The sequence below is a fragment of the Streptomyces prasinopilosus genome (assembly GCF_001419695.1).
Taxonomy (GTDB): domain Bacteria; phylum Actinomycetota; class Actinomycetes; order Streptomycetales; family Streptomycetaceae; genus Streptomyces; species Streptomyces prasinopilosus.
The window spans coordinates 1-2,821 of record NZ_LIRG01000949.1 but is presented as its reverse complement, the minus strand read 5'-3'; the positions used below and the strand labels follow the sequence as shown (position 1 = coordinate 2,821).

Here is a 2,821-nt window from a genome sequence, read left to right as displayed (position 1 = left end):
CGCCGGGCCGGCCCCCTGCCGGGGGCCGGCTCCGGCGCGACGTCAGACGCGGACGCCGAACATGAAGGGTCCGCCGATGGTGTTCATCGACTCGTAGCGGACGACGGTGCCGCTGCGCGGGGCGTGGATGATCTGGCCGTTGCCCGCGTAGAGACCCACGTGGTGCAGGTCGTTGAAGAAGAAGACCAGGTCGCCGACCTGGAGCTGGCTGGCCGAGTAGATCTTGGTGCCCGCGCCGGTCTGCGCCTCGGAGGTGCGCGGGATGGAGACGCCGGCCTGGGCGTAGGCCCAGGAGGTGAGGCCCGAGCAGTCGTAGGAGGACGGGCCGGTGGCACCGTAGACGTACGGGGAGCCGAGCTTGCTCTGGGCGGCGGCGAAGGCGGCGCCGGCGCGGCCGGAGCCGCTGCCGACCGAGGCGGAGGCGCCGGTGTCGGTGTTGGTGGCCTTGAGGACCTCGCGCTCGCTGGCGCGGGTGGCCCGATCCTCCTCCTCGGCGAGCTGCGCCTTCTCCTCGGCGGTGAGGGTGTTGAGCAGCTTCTGCGCGGCACCGAGCTTGTTCTGGACTTCCTTCTTCTTCTTGCCCAGTTCGGTGCGGGTGGAGGAGAGGTCCTTGAGCTTCTCGGAGGCCTCGGAGCGCTGCTGCGCGAGTTCGCGCTGCTTCTCCTGGATCTCCTTGAGCGCGTCGACCTGCTGGGTGCTCAACTGGTCGAGGGCGGACGCCTTGTCGAGGTAGTCGTCCGGGTCGGCGGAGAGAAAGAGCTGCAGCGAGGGGTCGATGCCGCCGCTGCGGTACTGGGCGCTGGCCATCGAACCGAGGCCGTCGCGCAGCTCGTTGAGCTCCTGCTGGCCCTTGGCGACGTTGTCCTGGATCGTGGAGATCTCCTTCTGGAGCTTCTCCTGCTTCTCCTTGGCGCCGTTGTACTTCTCGGTGGCCTGTTCCGCCTGCTGGTAGAGCTTGTCGACCTTGGCCTTCACCTCGCCCTTGCTCGGCTTCTCGCTGGGGGCCGCGTTGGCGGCCTGCGAGCTCAGGACGACGGCAGCTGCGGCAGCGGTGGTGAGCACAGTGACACGTGCCCGGTTCGGCTGCTTGGGACGACGGTGGGACGCCACGGAGGCGAGCTCCTTCTTCCTCCAGCCGCCTACCGACACGCCGGTGGGCGGGGCCTCCGCCGTCGCCACCCCATGTGAACGATCACCCGAGCGGAGGTTCGAGGCCCGACCCTAGTGATTCCCTCGTGATCAGTTCAAATCCCCGGGCACGAATTCTCCGTCACAGTGCGTTTCTTTGCCTTCAACTCACCTGCAGTGATGCGGTCCTGACACTACGTTGCGTCGATACCCGGCCAATCCGGGCAATCGGCGGGTACGTTGCGCTTGGGGCTTACGTTCCCGATGGGGCGTAACGCTCTTTGCGCCCCCCGCGGGGCCGGAGCGGGTCCCTACGCCCGGGAGAAGCGCTTCAGCAGGACCGCCGAGGCGACCGGGCGGGCGCCCGCGCGGGCGACCCCGTCGGCGACCTCGCGGTCGGTGGAGACGACGATGACGGGCCGTCCCGGCGGCTCGGCGCGGACCAGCTGGCGGATCAGCTCGTCGGCGGTGACGCCCGGCTTGGAGAACAGCACGCGCACCCCGCGCGGCGGCGCGAGCAGGACGGGGGCGGCCAGTTCGGCCCCGTCGAAGACGCAGGTCACCTCGGCACCGGTCTGCGCGGCGAGCTGGGCGAGCTGGCCCAGGAGCCTCAGCCGCTGCTTCTCCAGGGGCATCTGGGGATAGCCGGTCTTGGTCACGTTGTAGCCGTCGACGACGAGGTGCGCCTGCGGGAGCGCCAGCAGCTGGTCGAGGACGGCCGGGTCGCCCTCGGACAGCGCGCGGGCGGCGATGTCCTTGGGGGAGATGCTGCCGGGCTCGACGGCGTCCACGGTCTCGGCGGGCCGGACGGAGACGGGGGGCAGCGCCAGTTCGCGGCGGAGCCCCTGGGCGGCGTCCAGCACGGTGTCCAGGAGCAGCCGCACCCGCATGTCCTCGACGCTGCGCCCCTCGCGGGCGGCCCGCCGGGCCGCCTCCAGGGCGGCCTCCGACTCGCCGAGGCGTGCCTTGAGCCGCCGGGACTCGCTCTCGGCCGCGGACACCCGGGCCTGTCCGTCCGCGCGGACCGCGTCCATCTCGGCCTGCAGTTTGCGCAGCGCGGCCGCACCGCGCTTGACGTCGCTGAGCGCGGACCGCAGCTTGCGGTGCAGGGAGTCCGCCTCTTTCCTGGCGGCCTCCAGGTCGGTGCGCAGCCGCTCGGTCTCGGACCGGGTGTGCTCGCGGGCGCGGGCGAGTTCGCCGCGCAGCCGCTCCAGCTCGGCCCGGGTCTCCTCGTCGGCGCGCTCGGCGTCGGCCCGCTGGGCCTCCTCGCCGGCGGCGGTCACCAGTTTCACCCAGCCGGGCGGCCGTATGACGTAGGCGGCGGCCGCCACGTCCAGCGGGTCCGCGGCCGGGGCCGGGGAGCCCGAGTCGAGGGCACCGGCCAGTTCCGGCTGGGCCTCCCTCAGCCACTCCCCGATGCGCTGGCGGAACAGCGGCTCGGTCTCCAGGGCGGCGGCCATCGCGTTGCCGGCGAACCTGGCGCGGCGGGTCGGGGTGAACCGGGCGTACTGCCTGAGCTGGGCGGGCAGCTCGGAGACGGTCAGTCCGCCGAAGCCGTCGGAGACGATCTGGACGACCCGGCGGCGCACGCCGTCGGGCAGCGGACGGTCGAACACCTCGGCGGCGCCGTCCTCCGACCCCCCGTCCGCGGTCTCCACCATCGGTCACACCCCATGCCTGTGTCCGGCCCCGC

General features: G+C 72.2%; 2 protein-coding genes. Both read right to left on the bottom strand.

Going from position 1 to position 2,821, the window contains the following annotated elements:
• Positions 1–42 precede the first annotated feature (42 nt).
• Complete coding sequence (locus AOK18_RS28910) at positions 43–1,110, bottom strand: C40 family peptidase (protein ID WP_055573823.1); 1,068 nt, start codon at positions 1,108–1,110, stop codon at positions 43–45.
• A gap of 329 nt (positions 1,111–1,439) precedes the next feature.
• A complete protein-coding gene (locus AOK18_RS28905) occupies positions 1,440–2,789 on the bottom strand; it encodes an NYN domain-containing protein (protein ID WP_055573822.1) in 1,350 nt (449 codons plus the stop codon).
• Positions 2,790–2,821: the final 32 nt, after the last annotated feature.

Bases quoted from the DNA above. Each gene is read 5' to 3' on its own strand.
- AOK18_RS28905 (WP_055573822.1), bottom strand. From the start codon at position 2,789: ATGGTGGAGACCGCGGACGGGGGGTCGGAGGACGGCGCCGCCGAGGTG.